This window comes from Vibrio qingdaonensis (genome assembly GCF_026191675.1).
In the GTDB taxonomy this organism is placed as follows: domain Bacteria; phylum Pseudomonadota; class Gammaproteobacteria; order Enterobacterales; family Vibrionaceae; genus Vibrio; species Vibrio qingdaonensis.
Genome location: NZ_JAKRRY010000001.1, coordinates 423738 through 443472, shown reverse-complemented (window position 1 = coordinate 443472; position 19735 = coordinate 423738). Strand labels below are relative to the sequence as shown.

Sequence of the window (19735 nt, the reverse complement as noted above, 5' to 3'; positions counted from 1 at the left end):
ACGTACAGTGATAGCACATCCTCAGATGTCACGACGTCTGTCACTTGGACACCGGATGATACGGCTACAGCCACGGTGACTTCTGGTGGTTTATTGTCAGGGGTGGATGTGAGTAATACAACACTGACGGCAAGGAAGGACGGGATTACCAGTAATACCGTAAATGTGACAGTATGTATCGACTTATCCGGTCCTTGTATTGATATCTTCAATGTGGGAGGTGGTAAGCTGTTTACCAACTCACCATCAACCGCTTATCTAGACAGCGTTGGAGTAAGTGATGCAGATAATAACTATAGTGAAAACGGAACTTATGGGCCTTCCGGTAGTTTCTACCGATTTAACTGGTTCAATGCAAATACATTGTGCGATTTCTACAATGCTCAGAATCTCGGAGGGCGTACTAACTGGCGCTTAGCGACGCGAGATGAGCTAGAAGTGGAGTTATACGATACGTTTAGTAACATGTTTACCGCGCGCGCTTGGCCTACTAGTTCCTACTACTGGTCGGTGACGGCTAATGGTTCGGTTTATTATGGTGTGAACCTCAACGATGGTAGTGTCTTCGGTCTTAAACCAGGTTATACGCTCTACGCTTCTTGCGTTTCAACACCTAATCTTTAACTTTTTAATCTTAATCTTAATCTTAATCTTAATTATAAGTCAAATGCTGAATCTTAGAATATAATTACGTTTTAATAACTTTAAATTCATGAGTCTTCAGGCGGACGTTTCTTTTGAAATCGATGTATTATGGCTGTTTGAAAATAATCGACTAGGAATTGGGTGACCAAATGGTATATGTTATTCAAGCAGAAGATGAAGGCTCAGTGATTTCGGTTTTTTTGATCTGGAAAAATGAGGTCGATACTTTCACTTGATAGTTCATAAGGGTTAAATTTTTCAGAACCAAAGAGTTGTAGGTGTAGTAATGCGCCAATTGAGAATGCAGTACGTCACCTATTGAATAATAACAAAACTATTTCTCTGAAGTCGGGAATAGCGATATTTCCGTGTTATTAGTCATTCAGAATATGCTGCGTGCGCTGTTTGTAGCTTAAATTTTAAAATCAGTAGTACCAAATATAACTCTCAATGAACCATAACACCCAAGGCTTAGTTTTTTGTTAGTGATAACTTCCAATCAAGCTTATTTAAACTATCTGAACGCCATTTCCCATTAGTCGCTCTGGTGTTAATAGGACACTTTCTGATTCATCATCCGTTTCAGCGCAAAGTAGCATGCATTCAGAGACTTCACCGCGCATCTTCATTTTTTCTAGGTTATAGCACGACAACCGATTTCCCAGTTAACTCTTCTTCGTCGTAATAGGGCACAAGACTCGTTACCGTTTGTAGCGTTTTGCTGCCGACATCGACTTGGACGATGTACAATTTATCGGCGTTCGAGTGGCATTTTACGTCCATTATTGTCCCAGTTTTAATATCCAGTTTTGAGAAATCTGAGAATTTAATCGTGTTCATAGTTATTCCTATATATTTTAGTAAAGTTTTACTTGCGTTATCAGTTTGTCTAAATATTGCAAGTTGCACATGAGGGTGAGGTTTGTGGTCGGTCGCCGTTCAAATGGCTGGCGGATGAGATCTTCGAAGCAGTGGCTCGATAGCTTCATTACTGGTGAAATCAAATTTTACTAAAAATACGTACATTTCTTGTCGATTTGATTACAATAATGAAAGTCAAATAGTCGCCCACAAAATAGTGAGCCTTGCCAAAAGGTATTAAGGAATGGCAACGTTAAAAGAAATCGCTAATGAAGCGAATGTGTCTTTAGCTACCGTATCACGTGTTCTTAACGATGATCCCACGTTGAGTGTGAAAGAAGAGACCAAGCTTCGCATACTGGAAATCGCAGAAAAGTTAGAATACAAAACCAGTAGCTCAAAAAAATCGGTGTTAAGCAAAAAACAGCAGCATCATTTTTTAGCGGTCTACAATTACAAGCAAGAAGCAGAAGTGAATGATCCTTACTATCTCTCGATTCGTCATGGGATCGAGATGCAATGTAACAAGCTGGGGATAGAGCTAACAAACTGTTATAACAATAAATTACCGACTGAAAATATGAAGGTGACAGGTGTACTTGTTGTCGGTCGTAATAGTGCAGCATTGTTGGATAAGGTAACAAAGTATACCGACAATATTTGTTTTGTAGATTTTAGTGACTCGAGTGTTCCTTACGACTCTGTAGATATCGATCTGACGCGAATTAGTAAAGAAATTGCGGACTACTTCATTGAACAGGGTTACAAGCGAATTGGCTTTATTGGTGGGCAAGACCAACCAAATACCGCGGATATTCGTGAAAAGGCCTTTGCTGAATACGGCTGTTTAAAGGGAGTGGTTTCGCCGGATGACATCTATCGCGGCGATTTTTCTAGTGCTTCAGGGTATAAGCTTGCAAAGGATATGTTAGCCAAACCGTCTTGTCCGAGTGCGTTGTTTATTGCATCCGATTCTATTGCTATTGGGGTTTTAAGAGCAATACATGAACATGGTTTAACCATCCCAGATGACATCGCACTCATTAGTATTAATGATATTCCAACAGCAAGATTTACTTTTCCATCACTATCGACGGTGCGAATTCATTCAGAGATGATGGGGATTCAAGGGACTAACCTTTTGCTGGAGAGGGCCAGAGATGGTCGAACCCTTCCTTTACAAGTGTATGTGCCAAGTAAACTGAAGCTGCGTAATACCACGAAATAGTCGTATCTTCGTCTATGGCGAGTTATTTACGATATCTTTATAGCGAATCAATTTGCCAATAAAGATATCGTATCCCTGGTAGATAGTACTGTTAGTCTACCTCTACCTCTACCTCTACCTCTACCTCTACCTCTACCTCTGAACCTACATTCCTGTTTTTCTACCATTCCATGTTTTACTAAAATTCTGCCATCTAACTCACAGAATTGATGCAATCATCAACAAAAATGTGATCGGGTTAATGCTGGGTGGTTTTACTGGTTATGTTTTACTAAAACTTTTACTAATATCCGTGTCAGGTTACATGATTAAGTCAGAGCGCATCAAATCGGCTCTTTTTAGATTAATGAAAGCACGGTCGTTTTAGACCCGGAGGTTAGACGTGAATAACTGGGAGAATTTCCTTCACTTACATGAGAATCGTATGGCGCCGCGCGCATACTTCTTCTCTTATGATTCAGTTAATAAGGCGCAAACGTTCCAGCGTGAACTGAGCAGCCATTTCATGATGCTCAGCGGCCAGTGGCACTTTAACTACTTTACTAACCCGTTGCTTGTACCGGATGATTTTTACACCACGCCAATGTCTGCGTGGCCACACGTTACGGTTCCTAGCATGTGGCAAATGGAAGGCTATGGTGAACTGCAATATACCGATGAAGGGTTCCCATTCCCAATTGACGTGCCTTTTGTTCCTACTGATAACCCTACGGGGGCGTACCAACGTACTTTTACGCTGGGGAGCAACTGGCAAGATAAGCAAACCATCATCAAATTTGATGGTGTGGAAACCTATTTTGAAGTCTATATCAATGGGCAGTATGTGGGTTTTAACAAAGGCAGCCGTTTAACCGCAGAATTTGATGTTTCCAGCTATGTTCAGCAAGGCGAAAACTTATTGGCTGTGAGAGTCATGCAATGGGCGGACTCAACTTATATTGAAGATCAAGATATGTGGTGGACGGCGGGTATTTTCCGAGACGTCTACTTAGTGGGGAAATCGCCGGTTCATATCCAAGATGTTACGGTTCGTACGGATTTTTCTGACGATTATCAAAATGCGACGGTCACCTGTCATGTTGATATGGAAAACTTACCTTCTATTGATACAACAAACCCCTCCATCGACACGGCCAACTATTCACTGGATTATGCATTGTACGATGGCGACGACCTTGTATCTCAAGGGGCTTTAACGCATTTAAACATTGAGTCTTCGTTATGCTCTACAGTGTCTATCCCGTTGAGTTCTCCGATTCCATGGACAGCAGAAAATCCGCACCTTTATCAACTCATGCTGACGCTAAAAGATGGCGCAGGCAACATTGTCGAGGTTGTTCCTCAGCGTGTTGGTATTCGAGACATTAAAGTTCGCGATGGACTTTTCTATATCAACAACCGTTATGTCATGCTCCATGGCGTGAATCGTCATGATAATGACCATATTAAAGGCCGGGCAGTGGGGTTGGATCGTGTAGAGAAAGATCTGATTTTGATGAAGCAACATAACATCAACTCTGTTCGTACGGCGCATTACCCCAACGACCCTCGATTTTATGAACTATGTGATATTTATGGCTTGTTTGTGATGGCTGAAACCGATGTAGAAACTCATGGTTTTGCGAATGTCGGCGATCTAAGCCGTATTACTAATGACCCTGCATGGGAAGCGGTGTTTGTTGACCGTGCGGTTCGCCATGTTCACGCACAGAAGAATCACCCATCTATCATTATGTGGTCGCTAGGAAACGAATCTGGTTACGGGTGTAATATCCGCGCTATGTACGACGCTACGAAGTCCATTGATGATACGCGTTTAGTTCATTATGAAGAAGACCGAGATGCAGAAGTCGTTGATATCATTTCGACCATGTATTCGCGCGTTCAGCAGATGAATGCCTTTGGTGAATACCCTCATGAAAAGCCACGTATTATTTGTGAATACGCGCATGCAATGGGCAATGGCCCTGGTGGGCTCAGTGAATATCAAAATGTGTTTTATCAACATGACCACATTCAAGGACATTATGTGTGGGAGTGGTGTGATCACGGTATTTTGGCAAAAGACGAGAATGGCACGGAGTTTCTGAAGTACGGCGGTGACTATGGTGACTACCCAAACAACTATAATTTCTGCATGGATGGACTCCTCTACTCAGATCAAACACCGGGACCGGGCCTAAAAGAGTATAAACAGGTCATTGCGCCAATCAAAATCCGTGAAGTGGATACACAGAATGGCGTGTTTGTGGTGGAAAATAAACTGTGGTTCTCCGATATGGACGACTACACCATCACTGCCGATATTCGAGCAGAAGGCGACACGTTGGCAACATTACCAATTAAGGTGATGGAGCTTGCAGCGAATTCAGAAAGGCAGATTGAAATCGCGTTGCCGCCGTTAGATTCACGTGAAATCTTTATTACTTTCACCGTACGTAAAGATTCTCGAACGTCCTACAGTGAAGCGCATCATGTCATTGCTCACTATCAGTTTAAACTGAAAGACAGTACTGAAGAACTGCCAGCATTTACCAGTAACAATGCCACCGCACTTAATGTGGAACAGAGTCAATTAGCGTACCGAATTGTGGGGCAGAACTTTGCTCTGGTTTTCTCGAAGCTCAATGGCAAGTTAGCTTCTTGGGTGGTCGATGGGAAAGAGCTGATTGTCTCAGAGCCTAAGCTTAACTTCTTCAAGCCTATGATTGATAACCATAAGCAAGAGCACGACGGTCTGTGGGAACCTGCTCATTTAGCGATTATGCAAGAGCACTTTCGTTCACTCGACGTGGTAGAAGCGTCGGGAAGTGTTGCTATCACAACAACGAGTATTATTGCGCCACCGGTGTTTGATTTTGGTATGCGTTGTACTTATCGCTATCAAGTTGACGCCAATGGACAACTGAACATTGAACTTAGCGGCGAGCGATATGGTGATTACCCCCATGTTATTCCTACGATTGGTTTTGAACTTGGCATTGATAATAATTTTGAGCAAGTGAACTACTACGGTCGTGGCCCAGAAGAGAACTACCAAGATAGTCAGCAAGCCAACCTAATTGATGTTTATCGAACAACCGTTGAGGAGATGTTTGAAAACTATCCATTCCCACAAAATAACGGCAACCGTCAGCATGTTCGCTGGGCGGCGTTCACTGACCGAAGTGGCGCAGGTTTACTCATTAAGCCTCAAGATGAAGTAAATGTGAGTGCTTGGCATTACACCAATGAAAACATTCACCACGCGCAGCATACTAATGAGTTGGAAAAAAGCGGTCATATTACGCTTAACATCGACCATAAACTCATGGGGCTAGGGTCCAACTCCTGGGGAAGTGAGGTGCTCGATTCCTATCGTGTTTACATGGAAACATTCTGTTATGGCTTTACGTTGTTGCCAATCCACGCGGGCAACTGCGATGCACAAACGTTAGCAAAGCATCACTTCAGCCATGATTTTTTCAGCAATGATAGCGTCTTCACGACAAACCCAGAATTGGAGGCATAGAGCATGATCGTATTGGATAACTTGACGCAATTTAAAAGCGTTTATCGTGATGGCCGTAAATGGAATCGATGTGTAGAAGCGATTGAAAACATTGATTCGATTAAAGATGGCGTGATGCATTCCATTGGTGACTCTCTCGTCTACATGATTGTAGATGGTATCCCTAAAGCGCAAGCAGCGTTACAAGGGCATCGCCGCTATCTTGATGTGCACTACTATTTGCAAGGTACTGAAACGATAGAGTTTGCAAGTAAGTCGGCGTTAACGCCGCACCAGCCATATAGTGATGAAACGGATCGTGAATACTTGCTTGGACAAGGAGATAAACGTGACGTGCATGAAGGGCAGGTTGTGATATTTGATAACAATGAAGCGTATCGCTTCATTGGCAGCACACAGGTTCGAAAAGTCATCATTAGAGTGACGATTGAAGATGGTTATTTCTTAAATAAATAACTCATTAATTATTAAAGGTCAGGCAAAAGTATCTGGCCTTCACCCTACTCAATGCCAAATGAATTGGCCTATAACGACGTGATTTCCTTGGAGGATAAAATGTCTGAATCAGTACGTGGCACCATTGGCAAGTTTGCCTTGTTGTCTATGACATTAGCTGCGGTATTTAACGTTCGAAATATCGTTAACAATAACATTGAGCTTGGTTTAAGCTCTGCGCCTATCTTTTTACTTGCGACAATTGTCTATTTTATTCCATTCGTATTTATTATTGCCGAATTTGTATCAGCGAATAAGGATTCGGAGTCGGGAATGTATGATTGGTTGAAAAAACCATTAGGATCGAAATCCGCTTACCTTGGCTCATTCTTGTACTGGTTTGTGAATCTATTTTGGTTTGTATCCTTATTGCCGAACGTGATTGCGTATGCGTCATACGCCATGCTGGGGTATGAGTACAGCTTTTCTCCAATGGTCACCTCATTAATTTCTATTATTCTGTTTGCCGCCGCAACACACATTTCAACCAAAGGCGCTTCGTGGCTTGGGAAAATATCCGAGCTGGTGGCATATGGCGTATTTGCCCTATTTGGCATTTATGTTTTAGGTGCGTTGATGGCACTAAGCGGCGATCATGTTCCTGCTGAGCCAATTACCATGGAAGCGATGAGCCCAACGATTAACTGGGCGACGTTGGGTATCATGTGCTGGATTTTCCAAGCGGCAGGTGGTGCTGAAACAGCAGCGGCGTACTTAAAAGATGTGAAGGGCGGTCAGAAAACGTTTATTAAAGTCATCATTTGGGCGGGAGTGCTAATTGGTGCGATGTACGCCGTAGGCTCACTACTAGTGAATGTTTTTGTACCGCGTGAGTCGTTAACTTACGCTGGTGGTATGGTGGAAATTTTTACTGGTATGGCACAATATTTCGACATGTCAGAGTCTCTCGTCGGTCGCTTTGTCGGCATCGTATTGTTCATTGCCATGTTTGGTTCGATGATGATGTGGACGGCGGCACCAGTGAAAATCCACTTCTCTGAAATTCCTCAAGGTGTTTACGGTGAAAAAACCACAGAGCTAAATGAGCACGGTGTGCCTGTCCGTGCAGCATGGTGGCAGTTTGGTTTTGTTGTGGTCATGCTTATTGTTAATGGCTTTGGTTCTGAGTCTGTACAAGAAATGATGAATACTGCGATTAACTTAACGGCGGGTACGGCAATGTTACCGCCCATCTTTATCATGGTAGCTTACTTCGTTTTCCGCTGGAAATATGATGAAACGCCACGCGATTTTCGTATGGGGTCGCGTACATTTGGTATGAGTGTGGTGTCGGTATTAATCGCGATTTTCATCGTGAGTATGACGGCTTCCGCGTTCCCTACAGGTGTTGATTTAGTGAGAGCGTTCTTTATCAATGTGTTTATGACAGCCGTGTTCTCTGGTGTTGCTTATTGGTGGATTTCTCGCTTCGAGAAAAAGCAAAGAAATAAGAACAACAGTGCGCAAAGCGCGTCATCTGCCACGTTGTAATTCGATTGTGTAGAGGGCATCCAGTGTTGATGCCCTTTCTTTTGAGCAAATAATAGCTTTGGTAAAGGTTAAACAATGAATCTAAATAAATCAGCAATTGCCATTTCCATTTCTGCGCTTATCGCCATTTCAGGATGCACCCAAAACGAAGCATCGAATCAATCTGAATTGGTTGCGGAAAACTTTAAAAGTGTCATCGATCGTACTGGCTCTCCAGAGTATATGCGAGACTATGATTTTGATGATCATCAGCGATTTAATCCGTTTTTCGATGCCGGTGCGTGGCACGGACACCTTCTTCCTGATGATGCTGACAGTATGGGAGGGTTCCCTGGAACGGCGTTACTCACTGAAGAATATATAAACTTTATGGCCACCAATTTTGACCGTCTAACCGTGTATAAGGATGAGCAAAAGGTCGAGTTTACTATGCAAGCTTATAGCTTGCCCGGCGCGTTAATTCAAACACTGACTTCGGACGATGTTACGGTTGAACTGACACTTAGATTTGCGTCCAATCGCACCTCTTTACTAGAAACCAAAATTATCAGCGATGGTCCGTTGACGCTTCGTTGGGATGGCGAGTTGTTAACTCAGACTCATGCAAAAGAAAATGTGCCTCAGTCAGATCAAACCATTGATGAACAGTACCCAAATTACAAGCGTAAAATAGTCGCTACCGATGATGGACTAAAAGTGACGTTTGGAAAAGTTCGATCAACTTGGGATCTGCTGACTTCAGGGGAGTCGGAATATCAGGTTCATAAATCGATTCCAATGGAGACAACCGTTAAAGGAAAGACATTCTTATCTACAGCGTCGATCACTGGGTCAACCACACTTTATACTACCTATTCTCATGTATTGACGGCGCAGGAAAATCAGCAAGAGCAACCAATAATAACGTCTATTTTAGCTAATCCTTCTCAGTATTTAACTGCTTCTGAGCAACGATGGGAAGGCTATTTAGCGAATGGGCTCACGAACCCAACGGCGACAGCCTCGCAAGAACGCGTCGCTGTTAAGGCCATAGAAACATTAAACGGAAACTGGCGCGGTGTGGCAGGGGCAATGAAGTTCGATTCCGTCACTCCTTCTGTTACGGCGCGTTGGTTCTCTGGTAATCAAACTTGGCCTTGGGATACGTGGAAACAAGCTTATGCGATGGCCCATTTTAACCCGACCGTTGCACAAGATAATATTCGAGCGATGTTTGCTTACCAGATCCAAGCTGATGATGCAGTCAGGCCTTGGGATGAGGGCTTTATTCCAGATCTTCTCGCATACAATATCAGCCCGGATCGTGGTGGTGATGGTGGTAACTGGAATGAAAGAAATACTAAGCCTAGCTTAGCCGCGTGGGCGGTGTGGGAAGTGTATCGTACCACTGGCGATGTGGCTTGGATTGAGGAAATGTATCCAAAGCTGGTCGCTTACCATGACTGGTGGTTGAGAAATAGAGATCATAATGGCAATGGTGTGCCTGAATATGGTGCAGCACGAGATAAAGCTCATAATACCGTGGATGGCAAAATGTTGTTTACGGTAACAATAGGTGATGAGCAGAAAACCTATGCAGGGATAGACAAATATCAAGAAATCCTTTCACAAGGAAAGGCGGATCATATAGAGATCCCTGCGCAAACAGCGGCATCTTGGGAGTCTGGTCGTGATGATGCCGCAGTGTTTGGTTTTATTGATAAAGAGCAGCTTGATCAATACGTAAACAATGGCGGTAAGCGTAGCGACTGGGATGTGTCATTCGCGCAAAATAGAGCAGAAGATGGCACATTATTGGGTTACTCCTTAATGCAGGAGTCTGTTGATCAAGCCAGTTATATGTACAGCGATAATCGTTACCTTGCTCAGATGGCAACGTTATTGAATAAAACGCAAGAAGCGCAAGAGTTTGAAGAAAAAGCTCAGCAATTATCTGACTATATCAATACGTGCATGTTTGATGAAAGCTCAGGTTTCTTCTATGACATTCGTATTGACGATAAGCCACTGGCAAATGGTTGTGCCGGGAAACCGATTGTCGAGCGAGGCAAGGGGCCGGAAGGGTGGTCGCCACTCTTTAATGGCGCGGCAACTCAACAGCATGCCGATGCGGTTGTTATGGTCATGAAAGATCCGAAAGAGTTTAATAGCTATGTGCCGTTAGGCACGGCATCTTTGAGTAGCCCTGCTTTTGGTCCGGATATCTATTGGCGTGGACGAGTTTGGGTAGATCAATTCTATTTTGGTTTAAAAGGTATGGAGCGATATGGCTATCGTGATGATGCCGTTCAAATGGCCAATACCTTCTTTGAACATGCCGATGGTCTTGTTCAAGATGGTCCTATTAGAGAGAATTACAACCCGTTAAATGGCGCTCAACAAGGAGCTCCAAACTTCTCATGGAGTGCGGCGCACTTATATATGCTTTATAACGATTTCTTCACGTCCGAAAAGTAAATGATTTGTATGTTTATAGCCAAACTCTAAGCTACCCTCAAATAACATGAAGAAAAAGGGTCGTAAGACCCTTTTTTATAATACAGACTAGAAATTAGCGTTAAACAATAGGTGCTAAGTCAGCAGGGCGGTAGTAAACCGACTTGAGTACTTTGCCTTTACGAATCGTTTTCGCATCAGAGACGAAGTCTTCCGCACACTTAGCAATCACGTAAGCCCCTTTTTGAACGGCCATCAAAGTGATGCCTTGGGTCGCATAATGCGCTTCTGTTTCTGCGTACTCTTGTTCGTTACGACAAACTTTGCTCATGTTGCTGGAATGGATTTCATCCCAGCACTTGATGAAGTCGATGTTGCGATTCGCCGCCACGTGCAGTAGCAATTCAATCAAATAGCTAATGGCTACGTTTGCTTCGACTTTGTCGTCACCTAAGTGCACCAGTCGCCCCATCAATACGTAAACCGAGTCGATGATGGCATCAGCTTGTTCTACTTTTGAGTCGGCTTCTGCAAGCTCCGTCATCTCTTCAATAGCTAGCGAGCTGTGCAGCGTGTCGGCTGCGTCGTCTAGTGTCTCGGGTGCGTTAACCGGTAAGTCGAACGTGGCACGAAACTCAGTGATATCACGATAAAGGTGGGCAAAAATCTCTGGTGTCAGTTTTGTTAGTTTCATTGATAATTATTCGTTAGGCAACAGTGCTTGTGATCCTATCAAACGCGTTTCGTTATAGCTAGATTAAGTTAGCATCGTGAAGGAGAGGACACACTCTGTGACTAATTTTATCTTGTAAAATTAGTGGTCATTCTATAAGGTTCATATACAAAGTGATTGATATCTTACAAGGTTTTGCTTATGAGACTATCACGTCATATACTTTTATTGGATTAAAAATGATGGAGTGGCGATCGCTCGGTTGTTTATGGTTAATGTCTGACAGGCGGTGAATAGCTTTTGTTAGGCAGCCAGTTTCAAAAGGTACACGTACTTTTTGGAAACGACGTTTTGGAATTAGGGTCCCGATTCGTCACAAAAAGCCACCTCGAAAGAGGTGGCTTTTTACTTGATGATGTTTGCCTTCTAAAAACCTAATGTAAATACGTTGTGATTTAGCCACATTCCGATAGGTCTTGGTAAAAGCTGTCGAATTTTCCCCACAAATGAAGCAGCTGATTGAGCGCTGGGTCGTCAATAAATTTTGCGTTAATGTGCTCGTGCCCGCTCATTAGTACTAAAAAATGGCTTGTGATGTTTTTTGCTCGTGGAATCGCATGCCACTGCGCCAATAATTCGTTTTCGCTGACCTCATTGCTGCGCGCAAGCTCGATACCGCTGTCTTCATTACTCATAAAAATAGCAAGAGACATTTTCATGATTACTCCATTGACGCACACGACTTTTGAGCGCGATGGTAACAGTTATTACTTTACCTATCACCATATGGAATAGTGAAATTTGTGAGCGTTTGTAAAGCCTTTATGACGGGTGATTACACGCTAGCTTTGATAGGGTGTTGAGCATCTGCATTTATGCGCTAAGGCGAGGATTAATCGCTGGCAATCACTTGTTGAGATGGGGTATTTGCATCGTTGTGCTGCATTGAATCCATGACGTCGTAGGTGATGCAGTAGGTGATAAGTAATACGAGTGGAATAAATTTGATCCAAGCTTTCATAGCGATAGTCTCTAATAGGTGAATACTGAGAAATTATCACTCACTTGGTTACGATGAAATCGCTATTATCGCAATGTTACTTTGCTGTTCTCACTCATTCTTGTTATGCCAGCGTTGACAGTATTCATCTCTAAAGAAACGAATACTGTCAAGCTAACGGCTATCGGTCGAGTTAGCTGACAAATAGATATGGGAATAGTTTTTTACGCTCAACTTCACTAAGGCCACTGACACGGGCAATATTGTTATCGGGTATGGCGTCTGGATCCGGGTAGTGCTTAAGTACTTTTGCCATACTCGCTTCACGAATTAAATGGAAAATAGGATAAGGGGAACGGTTCGTCAGGTTCTCTGCGTCTTCAGGTTCGGCACCACCAAAACAGTAATTTGGATGGAAGGTAGCCACTTGATAGATGCCTTCCCAATCATTTTGTTTAATGAGCGCTTCCACCCAATCGATAAAGAAGTTGTAGTCCATGAAGTCATCAAGCATGTTAGGCACAACGACCAAAGTCGTTTCGAGGTCTTCGGGCTCAGTTTGCTCCAATAGCATGAGTTCTCCCAAAATATCCTCTAGCAGTCCTTCTTCTTTATTCGCTAAGCTGACAAAGGTCTTGATCTGCTTATTGCGCTCTGGTTTTGCAGCAAAAGGGCATAAATTTAGCCCGATTACGACCTCTTTTAACCATTGTTGGACTTGCCCTTCAATGTGGACAATTTCTTCTCGTAACGACATAACACTCTACCGATAAAATTCTTAAATCGGATTATATGATCGCTGAAGACGTTTCGCTAATAATCACTCAAAATAACCGTTAAGCGGGAGAGTTGACGGTTAGCACAGACTCACTGACGAGTTTTAGCTTCCAACAAAGTGCGAATAGCAGTAAGTATAATATTCCCCCTCCTTCTACGACCCCGAGCCATTGAGAGTGTTGCCAGCAATAAAGTAGAAAGAATCCCCCTAAACTGCCGCCTATGTAATAGTGCACCAAATATAATGCAGTTGCGGTCGCTTTGGCCTGTTGCGCTTTTTGGCTTACCCATGCATAGGCTAAGGTATGCGTAAAGAACGCGCCGCCACTAATGAATAGTAACCCAACAACCATTGCTGGAATGGTGTCGACAATGGCAATGAGCATCCCACATAGGCTAATGGTCGCACCGAGCGCCATTCCGGTGATAGGGGGAAAGTGACGACTCCAAATACCACTCCATTTGGAGCTTAGTGTACCAGCGAGGTAGCAAAGAAAAATCAGTGCCGCCATTGCGATGGGCAGGTTGTGAGGCTCACTGACTAGCCGAAACCCCATGACTGAATATAGGTTAACAAACAAGGCAAAATTTACCCCGCCAATAAGCATGGCAAGCCATATATTGCGATTGGAGAGATGCATCACTAAGGCTCGGTTGTGGTGGCGGAACATGCCTCTAGTGGGTTTAAAGTGTTTTTGTTGCGGAAGCAGCCATGCCACTATTAAGACGCATACAAAGGTAAAGCAAGCGATAACAATGACAGCGGTTTGCCAATCAAATATATCGGTTAATACGCCCCCTGCGATACGGCCGGCGATTCCCCCCAAAGAATTGGCTGCAATGTAACCGCCAATCGCATTGTTAAATGCTTCGCTAGAGAGCTCCTCAACCATATAGGCGACAGCAACAGAGGCAAATGCGGCTAAAGCAAACCCCATTAACGCGCGCAGCATAACAAGGGATAATAAGCTTGTCGTAAGTAGCATTAATGCGCCGATGACAGGCAGTAGAAATAGCCCCGTTAACATGACCGCGCGCCGTCCCAAGCTCTCTGAACTGATTGCCCATGGCACCAATGAAAGGGAGAGTGCTAAGGTTGCAGCGGCAAAGACCCAATTGATTTCGGTTTCAGAAACCGCAAAATGCTGTGAGAGTTGGGGCAGGATTGGTTGAAAGACATATAGATTACAAAATACCAGAAATGAGCCGAGTGAAAGTCCCCAAGTCACTTTACTATATTCTGCTGAATGTCGTTCAATCACAAATCACCTCATTTGGTTTCTAAATGCCGACTAAAATGCAGCAATGTGACGAAATTATCACCTGAATGATAATAAATAAAATATATTAAAAATATCATCATAATATATTTTGTTTATATGAATATTCGACAGCTCAAACATTTCCTCGCGGTGGCTCGAGAGCAAAACTTTACCCGAGCAGCAAAGAAGGTAAACATTGCTCAACCGGCGTTAAGTATCTCAATTAAAAAATTTGAACAACAGTTGGGTGTTCAGCTCTTTTCCCGGATCGACAAGCAGGTGGTGTTGACTCAGGAAGGGCGGGCGTTGAAACCTCACGCACAAAAAATATTACAACAAGTCGACGATGCAACGTTGGCAATCGATGAGCTGAAAGGTTTGCTGAAAGGGGAAGTGCGTTTAGGCACTCCGAGCATGATGGGGAGCTATTTTTTCCCAAAAATCATCATGGCGTTTAAATCACAGTACCCCAACTTAAAAATGACAGTGGTTGAAGCGGGCACGCAAGATATTCGTAAAATGCTACTGGCAGGGGAGATTGATTTAGGTGTTATTCGCAACACCGATGTACCGGATGACTTAGATGTCGACCCCATTTACCGTTCAGAGATGGTGGCGGTGATGAGCAAGAACCATCCTTTTGCGTCGCAAGACACATTAACCTTTGATGCGTTCTTTCAAGAAGAGCTGGTGATGTTCAAGCCGGGTTACTTTCACCGGGATTTTATTGATGAAGAGTGTCAAAGAAGAGGGGTAGAAGCGCAGTTTTCTTACGAAACGAACTTACTGCCGATGATTTTAAGCATAGTAAAGCAAGACTTTGCTATCACCGCTTTATTAGAATTGGTAACGGAGCACGAACCCAAAACGCGCGGTGTCTCGTTTGATCCACCTGTTTTTGTCGATCTTGCGTTAGCATGGCGTAAAGATGGCTATTTGTCTCGCGCTGATAGAGCGTTTATGGAATACATTAAAAATCACACGTAAGTGTGCAATGAGACAAGGCAGGCGCAGTCTATCCGGCCTTGTCTTCTTTTATGGTTGTTAAACGGCAATGTGTGTTTAGTGACCAACGGTTTTTGATAATAAGTTCACGATAAGAACTCCGGCAAGAATAAACCCAATGCCGACTAATGCTGGTAAATCGAGTTTTTGACCGTAAACAAAGTAGCTAACGGTGGCGACTAACACGATACCGGCACCACTCCAAATCGCGTACACTACGCCAACGGGCATGGTTTTGACCGTAACGGACAGTAAAAAGAAAGCGATACCGTAACCAATGAGCACAATAATACTGGGTGATAACTTGGTGAATTGTTGTGTTTTTGGAATGAATGAAGTGGCAATCACCTCAGCTACAATGGCAATAGAAAGTGCAATGGCTGGGGGCAACGAAACAAGTAGTTGGAACATATAGCAACACGCCGCATAGATGAACACGAAACAACTCGTATTCTGTGGCGCGAAGTATAATTAAAAAATATTGATTTGGAAGTACGGAAAGCGTAATTGATTATTACGGCATTGCAATAATCTAGCTACGTATTATCACTCGTCTGGAAGGAGTAGCGGTTCTCTTTCCAGACCGGACGGATTTGCCTTGATAGCGGCTAGATGAAATAGCCGAAAAGTTAACGTGAAGCTGATGCAGTGTGTCCGTTACAGGTTGTCGAGAGTGATATCGTCAAAGCGATAGACCTCGCCGCCAAATTCCGTTGAAAATGCCTTGGCGTCGGACTCTTTACTAAAACTTGCCAATGTCTTGCCCATTGCTCCGGTTTGATTTGAACCAATGACATACCACGCTGTTTTGCCATCAATAAAGTACTCATCTTCTGGCTTCTGCCATGGTGTTTTACTCATGTCATGGACAAAGATCTGCTCGATCTGGCGCTGGTTATCTGGCTGTAAAATATAGCTAAACATATCTTTGGTGGAGCAGAAGCGAACCGTTGTGTCGCTGCCTTTTTGATAGGCTTGCCCTTTTGGTCCGGGATAATTGGTGATGACCATGCCACAAAGGTGGCATTCGTCAGCGCTTTCGATAGCTTGTGCTTGTCGAATAACTTGCTGTTGTTCCGACTCTCCGCAGCCAAAAAGGAGCAAGGCAAAAATAGAGATAAACAGTGATTTGATGGTATTCATTAGTCGTCGTCCTTTGTCTTTTGGAGATTTGAGTCATTCAAGGTATATCGGTATTGTGATGATTATTGTCGTGATTATTATTGTGTTGCATGCGTCTGTTATTGCTATAAGTGCTTACGTCTAAAAATGAAAAGTGACACGCTTAAGGGCAATAAGATCCAAGCGAACAAGGCGAAAATTAGGCTCTGCGTTGATAGGCTGCTGTTTATTGCGACGGCGAGTACGCCATTCACATCGGTTTGATTAAGGGCGGAAAGATTGATGAGCCTGAAAAGATCGGCAGGGTTGAGTAGCATGATCTGCACGAGCGTCTGTTGGTCGAGTAATTCATATCCGCCAATAAGTACCCCAAGTAGCACAAGATCAAAAACCAGAACGAAAAACAGCCAAGTGAGTAATGCAGCCCCGGCCGCTTTGGATTTTTCAGACACAAGAAGGCTAATGAGATACGCCAGTGCAACGAAGCACAAGCCGAGTAAGCTAGAGGTGATAATAAATAGAGTAAACGCCCCCCAAATGGCTTGAATTGGTGTGGTAAGGCTTAACAAAACGCCTGCAGAACCAAAACCTAGTACCGTTGCGAGTGTAATGATTCCTCCCTGTCCGATAAATTTACCGAACAGCAATTGCGCATGACTCACAGGGTAGGTCATTAATAATAGTAAGGTGCCAGACTCTTGCTCGCCAACAAAGCTGTCATAGCAAAGTAGCAGCGCGATTAACGGAATAATGAACACGGATAGACTAGAGAGGCTCGCAATGGTGGAAGATAGCGATGGTGTTGCCAGTTGACCAGAGGCGACGCTTCCATAATAGCTAATACCAATCGATAACAAGGCAAAGACCAGAGTGATGGACACTAACCAGCGGTTTCGCAATCCGTCTTGAAACTCTTTAAGCGCGACGGCAAAAATAGGGTTCATAGTGTGTTCTCCTGCGGCTTAGCGAATTTGTCCTGATTGGTGCTTGGTGTTAACCCGAGAAAGTGCTGGTAAATCTGCTCTAGGTTAGCGGGCTCCATTTGAATATCACTCAACGATTCATGTGCGAGTAACGCTTTGAGCACTCGAATTTTTTCTTCTTTGGGAACAGAGAGCTGATCATTTGAAATCGCGAATTGCGCGAGTTGGCTATTGGTATAAATCGCACCATTCAACCCACGGGTTTTTATTTTTGTCGGTAGCTGTGCTTGTGACCTCAGCTCATCCAAAGTACCAATGGTGATTGAGCGACCTTGAGATAAGATCATCGCACGATCGATATGCTGCTCGACACCCGGCAGTACGTGAGAGCAAAGTATGATGCTTGCCCCTTCTTTTTTTAATGTGTCGACACTTTGATAAAATTCCTGAGTGGCAATCGGGTCGAGCCCAACGGTGGGCTCATCGAGAAGCAGTAGTTTCGGTTTACCAAGAAAAGCCTGTGCTAAACCGAGACGTTGTCGCATGCCTTTTGAGTAAGTTTTGACTTGTCGGTGTAGTGCGTGGGACAGACCCACTTGGTTGAGTAAATCGGTGATCTGTTGCTTGGGCGCCGATTTTAAACGAGCAAAATAGGTGAGGACTTCGAGCCCGGTTAGTTGCTCGTAAAAGCTGACATTTTCAGGCAAATAGCCCATTTGTTTGCGTCCTTGCCATGCTTGTTGACTGCTTGGATTCATGCCAAAGACGGATACGCTCCCTTGCGATGCTTGTGTGACGCCTAAAATGAGTTTCATGGTTGTAGTTTTGCCCGCGCCATTGTGACCAAATAACCCCAATACCTCGCCGGGCATAATAGAGAAACTCAGCGCATCAACCGCACAGACATTTTTGTATTGCTTGCTCACATTATCGAGTTGAACGATAGCCTGATTCATGAGTGACTCCCCTGTATTTGTGATGCTGTTGGAGCCAGTAGTTGCTCGCGTTTTTCTGAGTGATTGGGTGGTGACATGAGCGGGTAGGAATCCTTCACTCCCGATGGTTTTAATACTGGGAATTGTTTCTGAATCCAGCGCAGCATCAAAATAGCGGGGCTATCGAGCAGTACTTTAGATTCTGGGTATTTCCAAACTATTTTATCAATGCCATCGTTGGGCTCGAATGGGGTGTCGCCCGTCGAGCTGTTATTGAGATCCCATCCTAGATAGTTACTCCAATAGTTTCCTTTGCCGTTAATGCTCCATTCCTGCGCTTGATTTGAAACATACTTAACTTGAATCGGATTATTGATGAAGCTATTGCCGGTGACGTTGACATTTTCAGAGCCCGCTGTGAGGTGAATGCCAATTTCAGCGGTATCTATGATGTTGTGGCTAATTTCGTTGTATCCAGAGTTGTAGACAAAGAGCCCCTTGCCTTCGCGACCAACCACTTTATTCTCTGGTTTGGTCCAAATATTGTTTATCTGGTTATAACTAATGGTGGAGTGGGTTATGAAGTTCATTAGCATGCCGTAGTCTTCATTGTCACGGCTGGTGTTGCCAATCACCTGTAGCTGCTTTGAACTCATTAATGCGAAACCCGCACGCGTATTATAGGCAAGATTGCCAATGACGCGATTGCTGTGTGAGTACATATAATGGATGCCGTAGCGAAGCGTGTGCATGGTGTTATTGCGCAGTTCGCATTGCTGGCTTGAAATAATGTAAAGACCGTCACGTGTTTGAGAAATCGTATTGTCGCTGACGAGGGCATTTTTTACCGTAGACAGCTGGATGCCATTGCCTCTATCGGCGGATCGTAATGTTGGGTTACCCACTACGGTGTTGTTTTCAATGGTGATATGTTGCGCTCGTTGAATCCACATGCCAAAGCCATCGCCATTTAAGTGATTATTGAGGATGTATAAGCGCTCAGCTTCCGTATCGGAATAGATTCCTGCGTTCTGATCTGTGAGGTTTCTGCCCCAATTTACAATGGTTAAATTGGAGATTTCGATATCAGAACTCTTGAGAGTAATAGCATTGCCAATGCCTTGAGCATCGACCGTTGCCTCACCTTGACTGGTGAGGGTTAAGGGTCTGGGTATGACATAATTACCGTAAAATCGCCCCGATGTTAAGACAATCGTGTCGCCTTGCTGGGCGTGATTAAGCGCGTATTGTAAGTCATCATTGGGACTCACCATCGTGACGGCGGCGAAGGCAATACCATGATAGAAAAGAGTCACAATGAGTAGCCAAAAAGAGTGCTTCAATGAAATCATCCTAACGAGTCAAAATCCC

Annotated in this window: 17 protein-coding genes and 1 pseudogene; 7 read left to right on the top strand and 11 right to left on the bottom strand. The window is 43.9% G+C overall.

The features are described from left to right. The coding region (locus MD535_RS01960; protein ID WP_265673233.1) for an Lcl domain-containing protein at positions 1–624 on the top strand (624 nt) is incomplete at its 5' end. A 530-nt stretch (positions 625–1154) separates the two neighbouring features. Here the strand turns inward: MD535_RS01960 and MD535_RS01955 are convergent. Next, positions 1155–1485 (bottom strand): annotated as a pseudogene (locus MD535_RS01955) (tRNA-binding protein). 265 nt (positions 1486–1750) lie between these two features. Here MD535_RS01955 and ebgR point away from each other — a divergent pair. The 5 genes from ebgR (at position 1751) to ygjK (ending at position 10688) form a co-directional block, all read left to right on the top strand. Then, positions 1751–2734, top strand: coding sequence for a transcriptional regulator EbgR (ebgR, locus tag MD535_RS01950; protein ID WP_265673232.1), 984 nt, complete (start codon positions 1751–1753; stop codon positions 2732–2734). A gap of 424 nt (positions 2735–3158) precedes the next feature. After that, on the top strand, positions 3159–6245 hold the full coding sequence (ebgA, locus tag MD535_RS01945; protein ID WP_390902876.1) for a beta-galactosidase subunit alpha: 3087 nt from the start codon (positions 3159–3161) through the stop codon (positions 6243–6245). Positions 6246–6248: 3 nt separating this feature from the next. After that, positions 6249–6701 (top strand): beta-galactosidase subunit beta, encoded by a 453-nt coding sequence (locus MD535_RS01940; protein WP_265673230.1) that lies wholly within the window; start codon positions 6249–6251, stop codon positions 6699–6701. 99 nt (positions 6702–6800) lie between these two features. Beyond that, positions 6801–8231: an amino acid permease gene (locus tag MD535_RS01935; protein ID WP_265673229.1), complete on the top strand. Its 1431-nt coding sequence runs from the start codon at positions 6801–6803 to the stop codon at positions 8229–8231. Positions 8232–8306: 75 nt separating this feature from the next. Beyond that, positions 8307–10688: an alpha-glucosidase gene (gene ygjK, locus MD535_RS01930; RefSeq protein ID WP_265673228.1), complete on the top strand. Its 2382-nt coding sequence runs from the start codon at positions 8307–8309 to the stop codon at positions 10686–10688. A gap of 100 nt (positions 10689–10788) precedes the next feature. On the opposite strand, the gene MD535_RS01925 is transcribed toward ygjK, so the two are convergent. The 5 genes from MD535_RS01925 to MD535_RS01905 all read right to left on the bottom strand — a co-directional run bounded on the left by MD535_RS01925 (position 10789) and on the right by MD535_RS01905 (position 14379). After that, the gene (locus MD535_RS01925) at positions 10789–11361 is read right to left on the bottom strand and encodes a nucleoside triphosphate pyrophosphohydrolase family protein (RefSeq protein ID WP_265673227.1); all 573 of its coding nucleotides are present in this window, start codon (positions 11359–11361) and stop codon (positions 10789–10791) included. A gap of 434 nt (positions 11362–11795) precedes the next feature. Further along, complete coding sequence (locus tag MD535_RS01920) at positions 11796–12059, bottom strand: hypothetical protein (protein ID WP_265673226.1); 264 nt, start codon at positions 12057–12059, stop codon at positions 11796–11798. Between the two features lie 173 nt (positions 12060–12232). Further along, on the bottom strand, positions 12233–12361 hold the full coding sequence (locus MD535_RS01915; protein WP_265673225.1) for a hypothetical protein: 129 nt from the start codon (positions 12359–12361) through the stop codon (positions 12233–12235). Positions 12362–12533: 172 nt separating this feature from the next. Beyond that, on the bottom strand, positions 12534–13097 hold the full coding sequence (locus MD535_RS01910) for a DUF1415 domain-containing protein (protein WP_265673224.1): 564 nt from the start codon (positions 13095–13097) through the stop codon (positions 12534–12536). A gap of 79 nt (positions 13098–13176) precedes the next feature. Beyond that, a complete protein-coding gene (locus MD535_RS01905; protein WP_265673222.1) occupies positions 13177–14379 on the bottom strand; it encodes an MFS transporter in 1203 nt (400 codons plus the stop codon). Positions 14380–14496: 117 nt separating this feature from the next. Here MD535_RS01905 and MD535_RS01900 point away from each other — a divergent pair, with 117 nt between their 5' ends. Beyond that, positions 14497–15366 (top strand): LysR family transcriptional regulator, encoded by an 870-nt coding sequence (locus tag MD535_RS01900; protein ID WP_265673221.1) that lies wholly within the window; start codon positions 14497–14499, stop codon positions 15364–15366. Between the two features lie 75 nt (positions 15367–15441). Here the strand turns inward: MD535_RS01900 and MD535_RS01895 are convergent, their stop codons facing one another. The 5 genes from MD535_RS01895 to MD535_RS01875 form a co-directional block, all read right to left on the bottom strand. Continuing rightward, positions 15442–15795 (bottom strand): DMT family transporter, encoded by a 354-nt coding sequence (locus tag MD535_RS01895; protein WP_265673220.1) that lies wholly within the window; start codon positions 15793–15795, stop codon positions 15442–15444. A 246-nt stretch (positions 15796–16041) separates the two neighbouring features. After that, the gene (locus MD535_RS01890) at positions 16042–16527 is read right to left on the bottom strand and encodes a nitrous oxide reductase accessory protein NosL (RefSeq protein WP_265673219.1); all 486 of its coding nucleotides are present in this window, start codon (positions 16525–16527) and stop codon (positions 16042–16044) included. Positions 16528–16631: 104 nt separating this feature from the next. After that, positions 16632–17450 (bottom strand): ABC transporter permease, encoded by an 819-nt coding sequence (locus tag MD535_RS01885; protein WP_265673218.1) that lies wholly within the window; start codon positions 17448–17450, stop codon positions 16632–16634. Then, on the bottom strand, positions 17447–18385 hold the full coding sequence (locus tag MD535_RS01880) for an ABC transporter ATP-binding protein (RefSeq protein WP_265673217.1): 939 nt from the start codon (positions 18383–18385) through the stop codon (positions 17447–17449). Before MD535_RS01880 ends, MD535_RS01885 begins: the two co-directional genes overlap by 4 nt. Continuing rightward, positions 18382–19716, bottom strand: coding sequence for a nitrous oxide reductase family maturation protein NosD (locus MD535_RS01875; protein WP_265673216.1), 1335 nt, complete (start codon positions 19714–19716; stop codon positions 18382–18384). Before MD535_RS01875 ends, MD535_RS01880 begins: the two co-directional genes overlap by 4 nt. Between the last annotated feature and the right edge of the window lie 19 nt (positions 19717–19735).